The organism is Nonomuraea sp. NPDC004702, from assembly GCF_053601695.1.
This window is the reverse complement of record NZ_JBSGCE010000084.1, coordinates 1-19,305: the sequence shown is the minus strand read 5'-3', so window position 1 is coordinate 19,305 and position 19,305 is coordinate 1. Positions and strand designations below refer to the sequence as shown.

The window sequence follows — 19,305 nt, the reverse complement described above, 5'->3', positions numbered from 1 at the left end:
GCCGTCACTTCTCCTTCGCTTGCGAGCCGAGCTGGAGGGTGTGCCAGCCGGGGGTGAGCGTGAGCTCCTGCTGGTGCCGCTGTCCGGCGCGGTCGCGCCAGTTCAGCTTGACCCGCACGGGGCCGGTGACGTTCGCGCCGAGGCCGATGTGCACCGCGTGCGCGCGCTTGCCGGAGTGGCCGCTGCCGCCGTCCACGCGGCCCATGAAGGAGCGGCCGTCGGGCGTGGTGGCGGTCACCGTCGCGCCGATCACCGGCGATCCGGCGGCGGGCAGCGGGCCGGCCGCGGAGGGGGTGTCGTGCAGCAGGCGCAGCCCGAGGAACGAGCCGGCCGACCGGCTGGTGTTGAGGTAGAAGGCGGGGGCCTCCCACTGGCGGGCCACCGCGAAGTCGATCAGGCCGTCGCCGTTGACGTCCCCGGTCGCGATGCCGCGCGTCGGCACGGGCACGGCCAGGCCGAGCTGCTCCGACAGGTTGGCGTAGCGGCCGTCGGGGCCCTTGGCGAAGAAGGCCAGCGTCTGCGCGCCGGCGATGTCGCCGCCCTCGGTGACGTTCGGCCACGACTTGGGGTTGCTGGTCACGCCGTCGTTGGCGGCGGCCAGCTCCTGCAGCGGCGGCCAGCGGTTGACGTCGCCCTTGACGAACCCGGTCGCCTGGACGATCTCGTTCTCACCGTCGTTGTCGAAGTCCTCGATCTTCGGGTCCCAGCCCCAGCCGGACCAGGCGGTGCGCAGCTCGGCGCTGAGGTCCTTCCACGGCGCCTTGCCCTGCCGCAGCTTCTCGCGCAGCTCGGCCTGGGTCTTGACGGTGGACAGGAACGTGAAGTTGCTCTCCTGGATGCCGTACGGGGTGGTGATGTTGCTGACGAAGAAGTCCAGGACGCCGTCGTGGTTGAGGTCGCCGGCGTCCGAGCCCATGCCCTTGAAGGAGTCCTCGCCGAGCACCTTCGACTTCGGCACGCCGATCTCGTGCGTCCCGACGGTGGGGGAGAACGTGATCCTGCCGGGGGAGGAGGTGTTGTAGAGCAGGTGGTCGGGCCCGAAGTCGTTGTTCAGCAGCAGCTCGGGCAGGCCGTCGCCGTCCAGGTCGGCGCTGGTCGCGCCGAGCTCCCAGCCGGTGGAGACGTCCGGCGGCAGCACGCCGTCCAGGCGGGTGAAGCCGCCGTTGCCGGTGCCGCGGAAGAAGTAGTCCCGGCCACCGTTGACGGCCTTGGACAGCGAGTGGTTCATCTGCACGCCGCCGTCCACGCGGCTGTCGAGCACCGGGCTGCCGTCGGGGAAGTAGTTGCCGACGAAGATGTCCTGCCTGCCGTCACCGTCGAAGTCGGCGACGGTCGCGACGTTGCTGTTCCACACCTCGCCGGTGTACTTCGCGCCGCCCGCGTTGGGCACCAGCTCGGCCGCGTCGAAGGCGGCGGCCTCGAACCGGGCCGCGGTCGGCCGCTGCAGGTGCAGCGTGGGCGTGCGGCCCCACCAGTAGACCAGCAGGTCCGTGCGGCCGTCGTCGTTGTAGTCGGCGGGCACCGCGCCCATGGGCGCCATCGCGTCGGTGACCGGCAGCGAGCCGAGCGACAGCGCGAACGGCCGGTACCGCTCGCCGCCGCCCTCGACCGGCGCCGGGGTGACGACCACCTGGTCGGTACGCGGGTCCACGATCACCAGGTCGTCGTCCCTGCCGTTGCCGTCGAGGTCGTTCAGCGCGATCGCGGCCCCCACCGAGGAGATCCAGGCGTCGATGTGCTTGTAGGCCTGGTTCACCTTGCGGACGGTCTTGGCCGGGCCGCCGCCCGGCATCGCGATCGCCAGGGACTTGAAGCCGTACGCGCCGGCCATCTCGGCCTTGGTCGCGTCGGAGGCGAAGGTCGGGTGGCCGATCGCGAAGACGGCGATCATCAGCGCGAGTGCGGCGACTCCGGCCGCCTGCTTGCGCAACCACGCGGCTACCGAGCTCACGAGGGAACACCTCCATGGAAGACGAACGTCTCGGCGATACGCCGGCGCCACGCCTCATAGGCGGGCGGCGAGTCCTGTGCTGTCGCGGTGGGGCGGGTCACGCGGCTCACCTCGGCCGCCTGCTCCGCCGTGGTGCCGCAGAGAACGCCCACGGCCGACTCGGTGTGCGGGAAGAGCAGCCCGGCGCGGATCCTGGCCTCGGCGGCGAACACGCTGCCCTGGGCCAGCGGCCCCCGGTGCGCTCCGGCGCGCTCGCGCAGCCACCGCAGCTCGGCGTCGTCGGCGCCGCCCGCGTAGGTGGCGGCCAGGCCGAGGCCGGCGTAGAGGTCGGCGTGGCGGGACTCGGGGAACCGTTCGAGCAGCGTGACCGCCCGCTCGGCGCTGGTGCCGGCGACGAACCACAGGGCGCGGCCGATGCCCTGGTCGAGGGCGTGGGCCGCGTAGTCCTCCTGGCCGGCCGGCCAGGAGAAGCGGGGTTCGCGCACCTGCTGGTGCACGTACCGGTCGGTGTGGAAGTAGGCCTGGTGGAAGCCGTACCCGTCGTGGACCAGCCACAGCAGCAGCGGGTCCAGCAGGCGGGGCTTGGGCCACAGGAAGCGGGGGAGCCGGGCCATGGCCCAGCCGATCCCCACGTAGATCATGTAGTTGTGGTGGTGCCCGCGTCCCTGGAGGCAGGCGTTGACCCGGCGCAGGTCGCCGAAGGTCATGCAGTCCAGGATGGCGAAGCCCATGCCCGCGCCCTCGTAGGCGAAGCCGCGGAAGCGGGCGGGCACCTCTTCGAGCCGGTCCTCGGCCTCGGCGACGGTGCGTGACTCCACGGCGTGGGCGTAACCGGCGAGAAAGTATTCGCCGACCGTCTCCAGTAATTCGGTGGACGCCGCGTTCTTCACCCAGAAGCCGCGCGTTTCGACTTTCGTCTCGCCGACGTCCGGCACCAGAATTCTGCGTCTCAGTGACCGCAATGCGCTTGCCAATTGAGCCTCCGCCGCTTATAGCCCGAACAATCCAATTTCATTGACACATGCCGCCCGGTGGCCGGACAACTTCGGGTTTGCTCAGCTCGGAGGCTCATTTTTGGGCGTGCGAAAGCGAATGACGTGCTTATTCCGGGAAACGCTCAGCGGGCCGGGAGCTCGGCCTCGGTCGCGAAATGCGCGCGCACCCTGCCGCGCCACAGCTCGTAATCCGGGACGCGTTCCGACGTGCCCGCGGCGACTTCGCCGTCGTCGGCCAGCGCGACCGCGCCGGCGACGTCGAGCCCGGTCAGCACCGCGCCGGTGGCCGCCGAATGCTCCGGGACGAACCCCGAGTAGTGCCGGGCCTTGGTCGCGAACACCGAGCCCTGGGCCAGCTCGCCCCGGTGCTCCCCGGCCTCCTCGCGCAGCACCGCCGCCGCGCCCGCCGCGCACCCGGCGAACGTGGCCGCCAGCCCGACCCCGCTCCACAGGTCCGCCTGCCGCCCCGCGGCGAACGCGCGCACCGCCGCGGCCACGTCGCCCGGCCTGCCGCCGTGGATGAACCACAACGCCCGGCCGACGCCCTGGTCCACGGCGCGCGGGAAGTAGGCCGCGTTGCCCTGCCAGGGGTAGGGGGCCGGCACCTGCTGCCCGTCCACGTACCGGCGGGTGTGGAAGTAGGCCAGGTCGAAGCCGTACCCGTCCACGGCCAGCCAGCTCATCACCGGGTGGTACGGGGTGCCGTCCAGGTCGGGCAGCACCTTCTTCCACAACACCCGCGGCAGCCGGGCCATGGCGAAGCCGATGCCGATGTAGGCCAGGAAGATGTGCGGCTGCCCCGGGCCCATGAGCAGGTCCCGGGTACGCCGCCCGCGCCCGCCGCCCATGGCGTCCAGCACGGTGAAGGCCATCGTCGCGCCCTCGTAGGCGAAGCCGCGCTGCTCGACGTCCACCAGGGACAGCCGGCGCTCGATCTCCCACTGGTCGCGGACGTCGATGCCCCACTCGAAGCCGCACACGACGGCCTGCGGGATCGCCTCCAGACGGCCGGTGAGCGCCGAGGGGACGACGGGGAAGCCGCGTGCGCCGAAGGTCACGTCGGCCAGGGATGGCGCCAGCACGAGCCGGCGCAGCGAACCGAGCAGAGACGACATGGTGTGCTCCTCCTCCAGTACCGTGAAGACCCGGGTCAGCTCGCCCAGGCCGCCAGCCGCCAGTCGCCGCCCCCGCCAGGCAGCGGGCTGCGCACCAACACGGACGGGTCCGACCACGCCGACGCCTCGCGCTCGGCCGCCTCGGCCAGGCGGCGGAAGACCGCCGCGACGACCGCTTCGAGTTCCTCGGGGGTCGCCTGCCCCCGCACCACGGTGAGTTCCATGCCTTCGACGCTCGCCCGCGGGCCCGCGCGGCCGCAACTTCCTGCATGCCCGGTGCCCACCGGGAGCACAGGTGAGCACGGGTGAACCCGGTCCGGCGGCGGAAGGCTCGCCGGACCGGGTCGGCCCGGGTCAGGATCGGGCGGTCAGGATTGGGCGGTGTCGTCGAACTCCACCACGAGCGGGAGGTCGGCCCGGCGGCGGATGTTCAGCTTGCGGTAGGTGCGGGTCAGGTGCTGCTCGACGGTGCTGATCGTGATGTAGAGCTTGGCCGCGATCTCGCGGTTGCTGTAACCGGCCGCCGCCAGCGCGGCGACCCGGCGCTCGCCGACGCTCAGCACGCCGATCAGGTCGCCCGGCAGGGGGGACGGCGCGCCGTCCGCGTCCGCCGCCCGGCTGAGCGCGCCGATCATCGGCTCGGCCCCGCACTCCAGGGCCGCCGCCTGCGCCCGTCCGGCCACCGTGCGGGCCCGCCGGAACTCGCCCAGCGCCTCGTACGCCTCCACCAGGTCGAACAGGGCCCTGGCCAGCTCGTACCGGTCGCCGGCGAGCTGGAGGTACTCCACCGCCTGGCGCAGCAGCGCCGGACGGCGGGCCGGCTCGGAGACGGCCGCCTTGAGCCGCATCCCGATGCCGCGTCCCCGGTAGGCGCCGGGGCCGCAGCCGTCCAGGTGGGCCTTGATCAGCTCCCTGGCCTCCTCGGTCTGGCCCATCCGCAGGCACGCCTCGGCCGCGTCGGCCTGCCAGGGGATCAGCGCCGGGTTGTTCAGGCCCCAGGCCGTCACCAGCTCGCCGCAGCGCAGGAAGTCGTGCAGGGCGGCCACGAACGACTCGCCGGCCAGGTTGTAGCGGCCGCGGGCGTACAGGTAGTGCAGGCCGTAGCGGGTCTGGAACATGGCCTCGGCGACCGGCCGGTCCAGCGGGTCGCGCACGGCCTCGTGCCGGCCCATCGCGGTCAGCGCGATGACCAGGCTGGCCAGCGGGCCGCCGATGGCCACGCCCCAGCTGCTCATCGGGATCGTGTCCAGCGCGATGCGGGCGTGCCGCTCGGCCGCGGGCATGTCGCCCTGGCGGATCGCGATCTCGGCCCGGATGGCCGCCAGCCGGGCCCGGCGGCTCGGCGCCTGCCTTGCCGCCGCCTCGTCGCCGAACAGGTCGCACAGCGGCGCCGCGCGCTCGCAGCGCCCGGCGTAGGTGAGGGCCAGCAGCGAGTTCTCCACGACGTCCAGGGACATCTCGTCCAGCCGCTCGCCCTCCAAAATCCGCTCGACGGCGTCGAGGTTGTGCTCGCGCGGGCCGTGGGTGAGCACCTCGGCCAGCGCGAGCGTGGACTCCAGCCGCCGGTTGACGGCGACCGACACCATCCCGGCCAGGATGTGCTCGCGCGGCGGGTTGGCCACGTACGCGGCCAGCGGCGGACAGGTCACCCGCAGCCAGAGCTGCGCCACGACCAGCTCGGCCAGCGTCGCGTGGTCGGACGCCGACGCCTCCTGGTTGAGCTGCTCCAGCACGTCGCGGGCGTCCTCGAAGCGGCCGTGCCACAGCAGCGCGCGGGCCAGCACGACGGCGTCGCTGCCGTGCAGGCTGCCCTTCTGCAGCGCCTCGGTGAGCTGGTCCAGGTGCCCGGCGGGGGTGGCCGGGTTGATCCGCCACTCCGCGCGGACGAGCATGGTCATCAGCTTGGAGCGCTGGAGCTCGTCGGTGCACTCGCGCCAGGCCAGCTTCAGGTAGGCCACCGCCGACTCCACCTCGCCCTTGCGCAGCGCGGCCAGCGCGGCCTCCTCCAGCGTCGGCACCACCCACGGCGCCTCGACCCTGGCGGCCTGGAGCAGGCGGTCGGCGACCACGCCGGGCCGCACGCCGCGCGTGTAGGCCAGCTCGGCGGCGCGGCGGTACAGCTCCTTGCGCTCGGACAGGTCCATGCCGGCCAGCACCGCCGAGCGCACCGCCTCGTGCCGGTAGCCGCCGCCGCGCAGCAGGCCGGTCGCGCCGATCGTGAGCAGCTCCCTGCTGACGTCCACGGCGGGCAGTTCGAGCATCTCGGCCAGCCCGTCGGCCTCGCCGAGGATGGCCAGGCCCTGCGCCACCCGGACAGTACGCGGGTGGCTGCGCCGCAGGCACGTCTCGACCGCCCGGACGAACCGGTCGCCGACGACCAGCTCGCGCGGCGGCTCCTCCACGGCCCGCAGGTGCTGGCGGTAGTCGGCGGCCAGCTCGCCGGCCAGCAGCGGGTTGCCGCCGCTGATCGTGTGCCACTCGTCGGCGAACCGCTCGGTCGCGCTGAGCCCCACCTGGCCCGCCACCAGCGCGGCCACGCCCCTGCGGGAGAGCGGGGCGAGCTGCAGGCGCAGGCAGTGCGGCAGCCGCAGCAGGTCGGTCTCCAGCGGCCCGTCCGTGCCCTGCCGGTCGTTGAGCGCGAACACCGCCACGATCCGGGCGTTGCGCACCCGCCGCGCCAGGTAGGCCAGGCAGAGCAGGGAGGTGCGGTCGGCGTGGTGCACGTCGTCCACGACGACCACCAGCGGGCAGCGTTCGGACAGGTCGAGCAGCACCGTGACGAGGGCGTGCACGACCTGCGGGTCGAGCAGCCGCTCGGCGTCGGCGTGCGCCGCGGTCGCGGTCCGCACGCCCTCCGCCAGCAGCTTCTCCGAGCGCTCGCGCTCCTCCTCGACCAAGGGGGCGTCCTGGATGAGCTGGCGGAGCAGGCCCAGCTGCAGGTCCTGCTCCATGCGCGATCCTGTCGCCGTCACCGCGAGCGCGCCCAGCTCTATGGCCTGCTCGGACAACGCGCGCAGCAGCGCGCTCTTGCCCGTCCCGGCGGGCCCGCTGACCAGCGCGACCCGTCCACGGCCGAGGATGGCGTTGGCGACGAGCGACTCCAGGCAGGACATCTCCTCCTGCCGTTCGATGAGAGTCATGGCCGTCTCCCCACATGTCGTGTTGCGCTCACGCTAGGCCGGGGTGGTATTCGATCTCTATCGTCCCGCCATCAGCCGCCGGTTCCTGGCCGCGCGCCGGCGTCCGGGCTCGGGAAGGGCCAGGTCGGGGGCCAGGTCGAGGGCAGGGTCGGGGGCAGGGTCGAGGGCAGGGTCGGGGGCGGGGGAGGCGGGTGCGGCGGCCGGCGGGTCCGCGCGGCGGGCGCGGGCCACGGCCGTGCCCACGGCGGCCAGGGCCGCGGCTACCGCGTCGGGCGCGGCGCCGGCGCCCCACGCCGTGCCGCCGTCCAGGCCGCACCGGGCGTAGACGGTCACCTCGCCGCCGGCGGCGCCGGCCGCGCCGTCGAGGTGGTGCACGGCCCGGACCCGGACGCCTTCGGCCTCCAGCGCCGCGCGCAGCGCCGCCGCCGTGTCGGATCGGGCCCGCCCGTACGCGCCGCCGTCGACGTGCAGCGTGGCCACCGTCCCGGCGAGATCGCCGGGCAGGCCGCCGGAGTCGCCGGGGCCGCCGGGGGTCAGGTACTCCTGCTCGAACAGCCGCCTGATCCGCTCCGGCTCGACCTCGCCCTGCCCGGCCTCCGCCATCGCCTGGACGGCCCGGCCCAGCTCGATCTGCAGCCCGCGCGGCAGCGTGATCCCGTACCGGGCGTTCAGCAGGTACGCCGGTCCCGCCTTGCCCGACTGGCTGGTGACCCGGACCACCGCCTCGTACGTGCGCCCCAGGTCCCGCGGGTCCACCGGCAGGTACGGCACCTCCCACGGCAGCTCCGCAGGGTCGTTCCCGGTACGTGCCGCCTCCCGGTCCATGGCGTCGAACGCCTTCTTGATCGCGTCCTGGTGCCCGCCGGAGAAGGCGGTGAACACCAGGTCGCCCCCGTACGGGTGGCGCGGCGGCACCGCGAGCCCGGTGCACTCCTCGACGACGCGGCGCACCCGGTCGAGCTCGGAGAAGTCGACGCCGGGGTCGACGCCCTGGGTGGCCAGGTTCAGGCCCAGCGTGACCAGGCAGACGTTGCCCGCCCGCTCGCCGTTGCCGAACAGGCAGCCCTCGACGCGCTGGGCGCCGGCCAGCATCGCCAGCTCGGCCGCCGCGACCCCGGTGCCGCGGTCGTTGTGCGTGTGCACCGACAGGCAGACGTGCTCGCGGTGCGGCAGGTTGCGGTGCAGCCACTCGATCTGGTCGGCGAACACGTTGGGCGTCGAGCGCTCGACCGTCGTCGGGAAGTTCAGGATGATCGGCCGGTCGGGGCCGGGCTGCCAGACGTCCATGACGGCCGCGCAGACCTCCAGCGCGAAGTCCGGCTCGGTGTCGTGGAAATGCTCAGGCGAGTACTGAAACCGAACATCACCCTCTTCGAGTAATTTATCGGCATATTTCATGACCAATCGGGTTCCTTGGACCGCCAGGTCCTTGCACTCGTCCCGGTTCATCCCGAACACCAGCCGCCGCGCCAGCGGCGAGGTCGCGTTGTAGAGGTGGATCGTCGCCCCGGGCGCCCCGCTCACGCTCTCCACCGTGCGCTCGATCAGCTCGTCGCGCGCCTGGGTCAGCACGGTCACGCACACGTCGTCCGGGATGCGGTCGCGCTCGACCAGGAGCCGGACGAAGTCGTAGTCGTCCTGGCTCGCCGCCGGGAAGCCGACCTCGATCTCCTTGTAGCCCATGCCCACCAGCAGGTCGAACAGCACCAGCTTGCGGCCGGGGTCCATGGGCCTGGGCAGCGCCTGGTTGCCGTCCCGCAGGTCGGTGGACAACCAGCGCGGCGGCGCGGTGAGCACGGCGTCCGGCCAGGCGCGGTCGCCGAGCGGCATCCGGGGGAAGGGTCGATAGCGGCTGATCTTCATGTCCGGCCTCACTGTCCCTCAGCTGAGCGATCCGAAATAGACGGTCGAGAAATGCGGCGAGATCAGCACGACGATGTGGTTCACGGCGGTCTCGTCCACCATGCGGAAGGTGACGACGATCTCCGGATACGCCGGCCGCAGCCCGAGCCCGACGAAGTACGGGTCGGTGGCGAACACGATGCGGTACAGGCCGCGGTCGAGCGGGCGGTCGGCCCACTCGCTGACCGATCCGTCCTGGTCCGTACGGGTCTCGGCTTCGAGCACCCATTGCCCGTCGGCGTCATGGTCCAGGCGTACGTGCAGGTCGGCCGCCCCCCGGCCGTAGACCGCGTCCTGGGCTTGCACCGCTATTCCCATCGAACCTCTCCGAGTGGTCCGCGCGGGCCGTCCGCGCACATGGCCACCCGGACGACGACAGGTCGCGCCGCCCGGGCTCGCGCCCAAGGCTCGCGCCGCCGCCTATCCGCCGGACCTCCGGCCGCTATCGCCGCGCTATCGCCGTCCGATCGCCGCCGATCGCGAAAAGAGGCGGCCGCCTTATTTCGCGCTATCGCCGCTATCGCCGGCGGGTGCGGAGACGGGTGCGCACAGCGTCCAACGTGCGCTGATGCCCGGCGAAAAGAAGATGGATAAAGCGCGAATTGCGCACCGTGTGAGCGTCATTTCCGAAGCCGCGGCGAAGACCGCGGTAATCACCCGGAGGTAGATCGAAATGACCGCGACCACCACCGTCACCGCCCGCGTCCGCCTCACCCTCGCGCTGCTGCTCGCCGCGCTGGCCGGCTTCGCCGCCATCGCCGCCGCGCCGGCCCCCGCGCACGCCGTTCCGTCCGCCGGCCAGCACGACACCGTCAACGGCACCATGGACTGGCCGTGGGGCCTGATCGAGGGCGCCTTTCAGCGCTGACGGTGACAGGCAACACGGATCACCCTGAAACGCTCCAAAACTGGCCACATACCCAAGGGCGTTGTACCATCCACCCAAACCATGGCAGAAACTTTTGAGGGGTAAGCACCAGTTACGCCGCTCATCATGGCAATCACGCCCGGATTCCGGTCGCTTCGGGAAAGATCTTTGACCGAGGGCGATGATTTGTTTGAGGGGATGCGGGTGGAGTTTCGCGTGTTGGGTGCGCTCGAGGTAACTGCGAGCGAGAGACAGCTCGATCTTGGCGGGGCGCGGCAGCAGATCGTCCTCGCCGTCCTGATCCTGAACGCCAATCACTCGGTCACACTGGACCGCCTCGTCGAGGCGATCTACGACGAGGACCCCCCGGCCACGTCGCGCGCACAGGTGCAGATCTGCATCTCCGCGCTCAGGCGCCTGTTCAGCGCCCACGGCCACCCCGAGATGATCGTCACCACCCGGCAGGGCTACATGTTGCGCGCCCCCGCCGACGCGATCGACGCACGCCGTTTCGAGAGCCTTGTGAGCCGGGCCCGCAAGGCTCGGGACGGACGTTCCTTCCCCGAGGCCATCCAGTACTACCGCGAGGCGCTGGCGTTGTGGCGCGGCCCGGCTTTCGACGGCATCGACAGCAGGGCCGTGCAGGCGCTGGCCAGCGGGGTCGCCGAGCAGCGCGTCACCGCCAACGAGGACTGCGTGCAGCTCGAACTGGACCTCGGCCGCCACCACGAGCTCGTCGGCGAGCTGGCCGCGCTGGTCCAGGAACACCCGCTCAGGGAGGGACTGGCCGCCCAGCTCATGGTCGCCCTCTACCGCTCAGGACGGCAGGCCGAGGCGCTCCAGGTCTACCGCGACGCCCGGCGGGTCATCGTCGAGGAGCTGGGCATCGAGCCCAACGAACGGCTCCAGCAGCTCGAATCGGCCATCCTCACCTCCGACGAGAGCCTGGAGGCGCAGCCGCCGCCCGCGGCGGCCCCGGCCGAGCCGCCCGCCCGTCCGCCCGCGGTGCCCGGCATGCTGCCCTCCGACATCGCCGACTTCATCGGGCGGCAGGCCCAGCTCGATGTCATCAGGCAGCGGGTGACCGTCCCCCTGGCCGGGGACGGCCGCTTCGCCGTGCCCGTCATCGCGGTCGCCGGGCGGGCCGGGATCGGCAAGACCACGATCGCCGTGCACGCCGCGCACAGCGTCGCCGCGCACTTCCCCGACGGCCAGCTCTTCGCCGACCTGCACGGCGGCGTCTCCCGCCCGGTCCACCCGATGCAGGTGCTCGACCGGTTCCTGCGGGCCTGCGGCGTGCAGGGGACGGCGCTGCCCGACACCCTCGGCGAGCGGGCCGAGCTGTACCGCATGCTGCTGGCCGACCGCAGGATGCTGATCGTGCTCGACGACGCCGCCGCCGAGAGCCAGGTGCTGCCGCTGTTACCCGGCAGCCCGACCTCGGCCGTCATCACCACCAGCCGGACCCGGCTCGGCGGGCTGGCCGGCGCCACCCACGTGGACGTCGACCTCTTCGACGCCGCCCAGTCCGTCGAGCTGCTGTCCCGCATCGCCGGGGCCGAGCGCGTACGGGCCGAGCCGGAGTCGGCCGCCGCCCTGGCCGAGCTGTGCTGCTTCCTGCCCCTCGCGCTGCGCATCGCCGGCGCCCGCCTGGCCTCGCGCCCCCACTGGGCCGTGGAACAGCTCGTGGACCGGCTCGGCGACGAGGCCCGCCGGCTCGACGAGCTCAAGCACGGCGACATGGGCATCAGGGCCAGCCTGTCGCTCACCTACGACGCGCTCACCGAGCACGCCCGCCGCCTGTTCCGCCGGCTGGCGATCCTGCACTCGCACATCTTCTCCGCCTGGACCGGCGCCGCCCTGCTCGACCGGCCGCTGGCCGACGCCCAGGACCTCTTCGACGACCTGGTCGACGCCCAGCTCATCGAGGTCGCCGGGGTCGGCAGGAACGTCAACGTCCAGTACCGCTTCCACGACCTCATCCGCGTCTACGCCCACGAACGCCTGGCCGCCGAGGAGCCGCCCGCCGAGCGCAGCGCGGCGCTGGCCCGCGTGCTCGACGCGCTGCACCGCCTCACCGAGACCGCCAGGACCCGCGAGTACGGCCCGCCCGCAGGCCCCCACCTGCGGCCCGGCCCCGACTCGCCGCTCCCGGCCGAGCTGGTCGAGCGGCTGGTCGCCGACCCGATCGGCTGGTTCGAACGCGAGCGCCACGTGCTGCTGGCCGGCATCCGCCAGGCCGCCCAGGCCGGGTTCGTGGAGCTGTGCTGGCGCACCGCGATGAACGCCGAGCCCTTCTTCGAGCTGCACGTCTACCTCGACGACTGGCGCGAGATCCAGGAGATCGCCCTGGAGGCCGCCCGCCGGGCGGGGGACGAGCGCGGCCAGGCCGAGATGTTGTGCGTGCGCGGCACGCTGGCCCAGACCGAGCAGCACTTCGGCGAGGCCAGACGCGACTTCGAGGCGGCCCTGACGCTGTTCGAGAAGACCGGCAACGTCGTGCAGATCGCCCGCTCCCGGCGGAACCTGGCGTTCCTGGAACGCATGAACGGCCAGCTGGACGCCGCCGCGACGCACCTGGAACAGGCGCTGGCCATCTTCACCGACATCGGCGACCAGATCTCGGCCGCGCACACGCTGGACAACCTGGCCGCCATCCGGTCGGAGTGCGGCGACATCGACGACGCCAAGATCATGCTGGCCGAGGCGCTGGTCCGCGGCAAGAGCGGCGGCAGCCGGCGCATCATCTCCCAGATCCTGCACCGGATGGGCCGGGTGCACCTGCAGGCCGAGGAGTTCGCGCTGGCGGCCGGCGCGTTCGAGGAGGCGCTCACGCTGGTGGAGGAGATCGGCGACACCGTCGGCGAGTCCTTCGCCCTGCACGGCCTCGGCATCGCCCACCTGCGCAGGGGACGCCTGCGCGAGGCGGGCGACATGCTGCGCCGGGCGCTGGCCGTGGCCGAGACCGCCCGCCACCGCCTGGCCGAGGCGCACGCCCTGGCCGGGCTGGGCGAGCTGGCCGTCACCGCGAACGAGCCCGGCGACGCGATCGGCCGCCTGCGCAAGGCGGTCACGCTGTTCCGCCAGATGCGCGCGCCGCTGTTCGAGGCGCAGACGCTCACGATGCTGAGCGAGGTGCTGGTCGCCCTCGGCGACGCCAGCGCGGCCGAACGGGCGCTGTCGCGGGTGCACGAACTGGCCGACACGGTCGACGAACGGGCCGGTCAGCGGCTGCGCGACAACCTGTCCTCGGCCGCCGGGCTGGTGGAGGGCATCGGCTGACAAGCCCTGCTTCGCCGTCATCCCGCACTGTCAGAGATGCCCGCGGGGGCCCGTCGTTGGGATTCTGGCGAGCATGAAGGCTCTGGTGCTGTCCGGCGGGTCGGGCACCCGCATGCGTCCCTTGAGCCACTCCATGCCGAAGCAGCTCATCCCGATCGCCAACAAACCGGTCCTGGAGCACGTGCTGGAGAGCCTGCGCGCGCTCGGCGTGACCGAGATCGGCCTCGTGGTCGGCGACAGGGAGGCGCAGATCGCCGAGGTCGTCGGCGACGGCTCGCGGTTCGGGACGCGCGTCACCTACATCCGCCAGCTCCGCCCGCTGGGGCTGGCCCACTGCGTCAAACTGGCGCGACCCTTCCTCGGCGGCGACGACTTCGTCATGTACCTCGGCGACTGCGTCCTGGCCGACGGCATCGGCCCGATCGCCGAGGAGTTCCACGCGTTGCGCCCGGCCGCCCAGATCGTGGTGCACCGGGTGGCCGACCCGCGGCCGTTCGGCGTCGTCGAGACCGACGAGACCGGCGCGGTGCTGCGGGTGGTGGAGAAGCCGGAACGGCCGCGCAGCGACCTGGTCATGACCGGCGTCTACTTCTTCACCCCGGCCGTCCACGAGGCGGTGGACCGCATCGTCCCCGGACGCCGGGGCGAGCTGGAGATCACCGACGCCGTCCAGTGGCTGCTGACGTCCGGCCAGGAGGTCAGGGCGAGCCTCTACCGCGGCTACTGGAGCGACGCCGGCCGCGTCGATGACGTCCTGGAGTGCAACCGGCGGCTGCTGGCCCGGCTCTCCCGCGACATCGCCGGCCACGTGGACGCCGCCAGCCTGGTACGCGGCGACGTCGTGCTCGGCCCCGGCGCGCGGGTGGTCGCCTCCGTCGTCGAGGGACCGGCGATCATCGGCCCGGACACCCTGATCGTGGACAGCCACATCGGGCCCGGCACCTCCATCGGACGCGACTGCGTGGTGCGCTCCACCCGCCTGTCCGACTCCATCGTGCTCGACGGCGCCTCCATCGTGGCCGCCAGCGGCCTGCGCGGCTCGCTCATCGGGCGCTACACCACCGTCGCCCCCGGCCGCAGCGACCACCGTCTCGTGGTCGGCGACCACACGCGGATCGAGCTGACCACATGAACCCAGGGAACAAGGAGTGAGGACGTGACCGACGACGGCGCCCCGCGCGCGGGGCGGAAAGAGTGGCTCGGGCTGGTGGCGCTGTTCCTGCCCACGATGCTCGTGGCCCTGGACATCAGCGTGCTGTTCCTGGCCTTGCCGCACCTCAGCGCCGACCTGGGCGCGGACGCCACCCAGCAACTGTGGATCACCGACATCTACGGCTTCATGACCGCCGGGTTCCTGGTCACCATGGGCTCGCTCGGCGACCGGATCGGCCGCCGGCGGCTGCTGCTGGCCGGAGGCGCGGCCTTCGGCCTGCTGTCGCTCCTGGCCGCCTTCTCCACCAGCCCCGAGATGCTGATCGTGGCCCGCGCGCTGCTCGGCGTCGCCGGGGCCACGCTGCTGCCCTCGACGCTGTCGCTGATCGGCGTCATGTTCCGCGACCCCCGCCAGTTCGGCCTGGCCATGGCCGCCTGGGGCACGGCGTTCATGCTGGGCATCGCGCTCGGCCCGGTGGTCGGCGGCGCGCTGCTGGAGCGCTTCTGGTGGGGGTCGGTCTTCCTGATGGGCGTGCCGGTCATGCTCCTGCTGCTGGCCGCGGCCCCGCTGCTGCCGGAGTTCCGCGATCCCGCCGGCGGCCGGATCGACCTGGTCAGCGTCGTGCTGTCACTGGCGGCGATCCTGCCGCTGATCTACGGGCTCAAGGCGGTCGCCCGCGACGGCTGGGGCGCCGGTCCGGCCGTCGCGGTCGCCGCCGGGCTGCTCGTGGGGGCGGTGTTCGTGCACCGCCAGCGCGCGCTGGCCCACCCGCTGCTGGACGTGCGGCTGTTCCGCCACCGCGCGTTCACCGCCGCGGTGCTGATCGGATTGCTGTGCGGGGCGCTGCAGACCGGGACCGGCATGGAGGTCGCGCTGTTCCTGCAGACGGTCGAGGGCATGTCGCCGCTGGAGGCGGGGCTGTGGCTGCTGGGCCCGGCCGTCGCGCTCATCGTCTCGATCAACCTCACCCCGCGGCTGGCCACCCGGGTGCGGCCGGCGTACCTGCTGGGCGGCGGCATGGTGATCGCGGTCGTCGGGCAGCTCCTGCTCACCCAGGTCGTCGTGGGCGCGGTGACCGCGCTGATCGTCTTCCTGGGCGTGTGCTACTTCGGCGTCGGGCCGGTCGGCGGCATGATCAACCAGGTGGCGATGAGCACCAGCCCGCCGGAGCAGGCCGGTTCGGCCGCCTCGCTGGTGGCCACCGGCGGCGAGTTCGGCGTCGCGCTCGGCGTCGCGACCCTGGGCAGCCTCGGCACCGCGGTCTACCGGGGCACGTTCGCCCCGCCCGCGGGCACCCCGGCGCTCGCCCAGGACGGCATCACCGGTGCGGTCACCGTGGCCGGGCAGCTGCCCGCCGACCAGGGCGCGGCGCTGCTCGGCGCGGCCCGCGAGGCGTTCACCGCCGGGCTGCACGCGGTCGCCTGGGCGAGCGCGGCCCTGTGCGCCGTGCTGGCCGTGCTCGCGCTGGTCCGGCTGCGCGGCGTGGCGCCCTTCGCCGGGGTGCACGACGGCCACCACCAGCCGGACCAGGAGCCCGTCCTGGTGGACTGAGCCGAGCGCACGAGACCGAGCGCACGAGAAGGCGGGCCCGGTTCACCGGGCCCGCCTTCGCCGTCCGGAGGGTCAGTCCAGGCCGAACCGGGCGCGGGACAGCTCCCGGTTGGCCAGGGCCGCCAGGTAGATCGCGAACCCGGCGTGGCTGTGCGTGGTGGACATGTCCCGCCAGATCCGCTCCATGCGCTGGCCGTCCCTGACCGCGCTGGAACCGGCCGTCGGGAACAGGCAGCCCTCCACGGCCCGCCAGGCCAGCCGGGCGACCTCGCGGCTGACGGTGGCCAGCCGCACGTCCCGCTCCCTGGTGAACGCCTCCGGGCCCGCCGCGCAGGTCCGGCTCCACTGCTGGACGGCGTTCGTCATGGCCGCCTCGGCGGCGGTGAGCATGCCGGCGGCCTCGCCGTACCAGAACTGGTAGTCGGGGTCCTCGGCGCGGGTGGTGAACGGCGGGAAGATGGTCGTCCTGGTCCGCATCAGCTCCTCGTAGGCGTCCAGGGCGCCCTGGGCCATGCCGAGCACGACGGCCGCGCTGCCGAGCAGCATGACGCTGAGCGGGCCGCCGCCGTACTCGGGGTTGCCGTGCAGGTCCCGGCCCGGGGTCCCGCCGGTGACGACGGCCTGGCTGAGGTGGATCGGTAGCGTGAGGTGGCCGGGGACGCGGCCGCCCTCCATGGCGATGCTGTGCGAGCCGCTGCCCTTCAGGCCGAGCTGGCCGCCCCAGTCGTCCAGCCGGCGCCACTGGTCGCGCGGCGCGACGAACAACATCGGCTGCCCGTCCACGACGACGTGGCCCATGAAGTGGGTGGCGTACGGGGCTCCCGAGCAGTAGCTCCAGGTGCCGTCGAGGAGCCACCCGCCCTCGCCGTCCGGACGGGCGGAGCCGCCGGGCGCGACCGTGGCCGGGCAGACGAAGTCCCCGCAGGCGAACAGCTCGCTCTGGGCCCGCTCGCCGAACAGCGTGGCCACCGCCAGCGTGTGCGCCGAGCCGAAGGAGTACATCCAGCCGGTGGACGGGCAGCCCCGCGCGAGCGTCATCGACACCCGCATGAAGGTCTCCACGCCGAACTCGTAGCCGCCGAAGCGGCGGGGGACCAGGATGCGGTAGAAGCCCGCCCTGGCGAACGCCTCGTGGGTGTCGGGGGCGTAGTAGGTGCGCCGCTCCGTCTCGGCCTGGCGCTCGACCAGGGCGGGCACCATGGCCTCGGCCCTGGCGACGATCTCGTCGGGGGTGAGCCCGGGCTCGGGCGGAGCCATGGGGGCGTGGGTGACGGCTGTCATGCTGCGCGAACCCTTCGTCTCGGGTTTTCCCTCAAGGCTCGCCCGGCGCCGGTGACCTTCGCATCTCCGTGCGTGCCCGGCAATCCCGCACGCCGGAAGATGCGCCCGTCAACCGGCGAATGGGACGTTCAGGGAGCAGTGTCTCGACTGACGTCCCGGGAGGACATGGTGTTGATGACAGGTGCTCCGGCGCGGGAAGACCTCGTCCGCCGCGCGACGGAGGCAGGCCCTGTCCTGCGCAGGAACGCGGCCTGGGCGGAGGAGAACCGCAGGCTGCACGAGGAGACGATCGGGGCGCTGGCCGAGGCCGGCGTCTTCAGGCTGCGGACGCCGCGCCGCTACGGCGGTTTCGAGGCGGACACGCGCACCCTGGTCGAGGTCGCCGCCGAGCTGGGCCGCGCCGACGGCGCCGCGGCGTGGACGGCCTCGGTCTACTGGATCCCGACCTGGATGGCCGCCCACTTCCCCGAGGCCGTCCAGGACGAGGTGTTCGCCACCCCCGACGTGCGCATCTGCGGCACGCTCAGCCCCACGGCGATGGCCGTGCGCGCCGAGGGCGGCATCGTGGTCAACGGCAAGTGGGGCTTCGTCAGCGGCGCCCACCACAGCCACTGGCAGGAGATCGTGGCCGTCGTCGTCGGCCCGGACAGCGAGCCCGAGCCGGTCATGGCGCTGGTGCCGATGAGCGACCTGACCGTCATCGACGACTGGCACACCTCCGGCCTGCGCGGCACCGGCAGCGTCAGCACCGTGGCCCAGGACCTGTTCGTCCCGGCCGCCCGGGTCATGCCGCTGGGCGCGATCCTCCAGGGACAGCACGCCGACGGCGCCAACGCCGGCTCCCCGATCTACCGCTCGCCGCTGCTGCCGGTGGCCGCCGCCTCCTCGGTCGGGACCGTGCTCGGCCTGGCCAAGGCCGCCCGCGAGGTCTTCTTCGAGCGGCTGCCCGACCGCAAGATCACCTACACCGGGTACGCCAGCCAGAGCGCCGCCCCGCTGACCCACCTCCAGGTCGCCGAGGCCACCTTCAAGATCGACCAGGCCGAGTTCCACGCCCACCGCCTGTCCGCCACCGTGGACGCCAAGGACGCCGACTCCGCCCAGTGGACGATCGAGGAGCGCGTACGCGCCCGCGCCGACATGGGCGCCGTCTGCCGCCTGGCCAAGGAGGCCGTCGACATCCTGGCCACCGCCAGCGGCGGCTCCTCCATCTACAGCGACGTGCCCATCCAGCGCATCGCCCGCGACGTGCACGCCGTCAACCAGCACGCCCTCATGCACCCCAACACCAACGCCGAGCTGTACGGGCGGATTCTGTGCGGCCTCGAACCCGACACCCTCTACATCTGAAGGAGATCGCCATGACCACCGTGTCCGCCCCCGACCAGACCCTCGCCGTCGCCGCCCTGCCGCAGCAGATCATCGCCGCCTGGGCCGCCCACGACGCCGAGGCGTTCGCCGCCGTCTTCACCGAGGACGGCTCCATGATCCTGCCCGGCGTGTACCGCAAGGGCCAGGCCGAGATCCGCGCCTTCATGACCCACGCCTTCGCCGGGCCGTACCAGGGCACCCAGGTCACCGGGCAGCCCATCGACCTGCGTTTCCTGGCGGAGGACGTCTGCCTGCTGACCACCGAGGGCGGCGTGCTGGCGGCCGGCGAGAGCGAGGTCGCCCCCGAGCGCGCGGTCCGCGCCTCCTGGCTGGCCGTCCGCCGCGACGGGCAGTGGAAGCTGGCCGCCTACCAGAACAGCCCGCGTGACTGAGATGGCCGCTCACGTCGCACAGCGCGCGGTGGTGCTCGGCGGAGGCATGGCGGGGCTGCTGGCCGCGCGCGTGCTCGCCGAGCACTGCGCCGAGGTCCTGCTGGTGGACCGGGACACGCTGACCGGCGCGGCGGGCCCGCGCCGGGGCGTGCCGCACGGCTGCCACGCCCACGCCCTGCTGGCCCGCGGCCAGCAGATCCTGGACGAGCTGTTCCCCGGCCTCACCCAGCAGATGATCGACGACGGGGTGCCCGCCGGAGACCTGGCCACCAGCCTGCGCTGGTACTTCAACGGCCTCCGGCTG

At 73.0% G+C, this 19,305-nt stretch carries 15 protein-coding genes; 7 read left to right on the top strand and 8 right to left on the bottom strand.

Features of this window, described 5'->3' with window-relative positions:
• Window positions 1–4: 4 nt before the first annotated feature.
• The 7 genes from ACWEJ6_RS48125 to ACWEJ6_RS48095 form a co-directional block, all read right to left on the bottom strand.
• Complete coding sequence (locus ACWEJ6_RS48125; protein WP_452432076.1) at window positions 5–1,951, bottom strand: CRTAC1 family protein; 1,947 nt, start codon at window positions 1,949–1,951, stop codon at window positions 5–7.
• On the bottom strand, window positions 1,948–2,913 hold the full coding sequence (locus tag ACWEJ6_RS48120; RefSeq protein WP_387674355.1) for a DUF1702 family protein: 966 nt from the start codon (window positions 2,911–2,913) through the stop codon (window positions 1,948–1,950). The genes ACWEJ6_RS48125 and ACWEJ6_RS48120 overlap by 4 nt, the downstream gene beginning before the upstream one ends.
• 155 nt (window positions 2,914–3,068) lie before the next feature.
• Window positions 3,069–4,061: a DUF1702 family protein gene (locus tag ACWEJ6_RS48115; RefSeq protein WP_452432075.1), complete on the bottom strand. Its 993-nt coding sequence runs from the start codon at window positions 4,059–4,061 to the stop codon at window positions 3,069–3,071.
• A 35-nt stretch (window positions 4,062–4,096) separates the two neighbouring features.
• Window positions 4,097–4,285 (bottom strand): acyl-CoA carboxylase epsilon subunit, encoded by a 189-nt coding sequence (locus ACWEJ6_RS48110; RefSeq protein WP_352366329.1) that lies wholly within the window; start codon window positions 4,283–4,285, stop codon window positions 4,097–4,099.
• 144 nt (window positions 4,286–4,429) lie between these two features.
• Window positions 4,430–7,201: a helix-turn-helix transcriptional regulator gene (locus ACWEJ6_RS48105; protein WP_387673770.1), complete on the bottom strand. Its 2,772-nt coding sequence runs from the start codon at window positions 7,199–7,201 to the stop codon at window positions 4,430–4,432.
• A 57-nt stretch (window positions 7,202–7,258) separates the two neighbouring features.
• Window positions 7,259–9,064: a 2-isopropylmalate synthase gene (locus ACWEJ6_RS48100; RefSeq protein ID WP_452432073.1), complete on the bottom strand. Its 1,806-nt coding sequence runs from the start codon at window positions 9,062–9,064 to the stop codon at window positions 7,259–7,261.
• Window positions 9,065–9,082: 18 nt separating this feature from the next.
• Complete coding sequence (locus ACWEJ6_RS48095) at window positions 9,083–9,409, bottom strand: hydroxyisourate hydrolase (protein ID WP_357982008.1); 327 nt, start codon at window positions 9,407–9,409, stop codon at window positions 9,083–9,085.
• A gap of 367 nt (window positions 9,410–9,776) precedes the next feature.
• Between ACWEJ6_RS48095 and ACWEJ6_RS48090 the strand changes: the two genes are divergently transcribed.
• From ACWEJ6_RS48090 to ACWEJ6_RS48075, 4 genes are all read left to right on the top strand, one after another.
• The gene (locus tag ACWEJ6_RS48090) at window positions 9,777–9,971 is read left to right on the top strand and encodes a hypothetical protein (RefSeq protein ID WP_387673763.1); all 195 of its coding nucleotides are present in this window, start codon (window positions 9,777–9,779) and stop codon (window positions 9,969–9,971) included.
• A gap of 216 nt (window positions 9,972–10,187) precedes the next feature.
• On the top strand, window positions 10,188–13,253 hold the full coding sequence (locus ACWEJ6_RS48085) for an AfsR/SARP family transcriptional regulator (RefSeq protein WP_452432071.1): 3,066 nt from the start codon (window positions 10,188–10,190) through the stop codon (window positions 13,251–13,253).
• A 73-nt stretch (window positions 13,254–13,326) separates the two neighbouring features.
• Window positions 13,327–14,385 carry a glucose-1-phosphate thymidylyltransferase gene (locus tag ACWEJ6_RS48080; RefSeq protein ID WP_357696706.1) on the top strand — a complete coding sequence of 353 codons (1,059 nt, stop codon included), beginning with the start codon at window positions 13,327–13,329 and terminating at the stop codon, window positions 14,383–14,385.
• 24 nt (window positions 14,386–14,409) lie between these two features.
• Window positions 14,410–15,957 (top strand): MFS transporter, encoded by a 1,548-nt coding sequence (locus tag ACWEJ6_RS48075; RefSeq protein ID WP_452432069.1) that lies wholly within the window; start codon window positions 14,410–14,412, stop codon window positions 15,955–15,957.
• Window positions 15,958–16,029: 72 nt separating this feature from the next.
• Here ACWEJ6_RS48075 and ACWEJ6_RS48070 read toward each other — a convergent pair whose 3' ends face one another.
• Window positions 16,030–17,238 (bottom strand): acyl-CoA dehydrogenase family protein, encoded by a 1,209-nt coding sequence (locus ACWEJ6_RS48070; RefSeq protein WP_452432067.1) that lies wholly within the window; start codon window positions 17,236–17,238, stop codon window positions 16,030–16,032.
• A 174-nt stretch (window positions 17,239–17,412) separates the two neighbouring features.
• Here ACWEJ6_RS48070 and ACWEJ6_RS48065 point away from each other — a divergent pair, with 174 nt between their 5' ends.
• The 3 genes from ACWEJ6_RS48065 to ACWEJ6_RS48055 form a co-directional block, all read left to right on the top strand.
• On the top strand, window positions 17,413–18,588 hold the full coding sequence (locus ACWEJ6_RS48065) for an acyl-CoA dehydrogenase family protein (RefSeq protein WP_452432065.1): 1,176 nt from the start codon (window positions 17,413–17,415) through the stop codon (window positions 18,586–18,588).
• Window positions 18,589–18,599: 11 nt separating this feature from the next.
• Window positions 18,600–19,001, top strand: coding sequence for an SgcJ/EcaC family oxidoreductase (locus ACWEJ6_RS48060; RefSeq protein WP_358295174.1), 402 nt, complete (start codon window positions 18,600–18,602; stop codon window positions 18,999–19,001).
• A gap of 1 nt (window position 19,002) precedes the next feature.
• A partial coding sequence (locus ACWEJ6_RS48055) for an NAD(P)-binding protein (protein ID WP_452432084.1) occupies window positions 19,003–19,305 on the top strand: 303 nt, incomplete at its 3' end.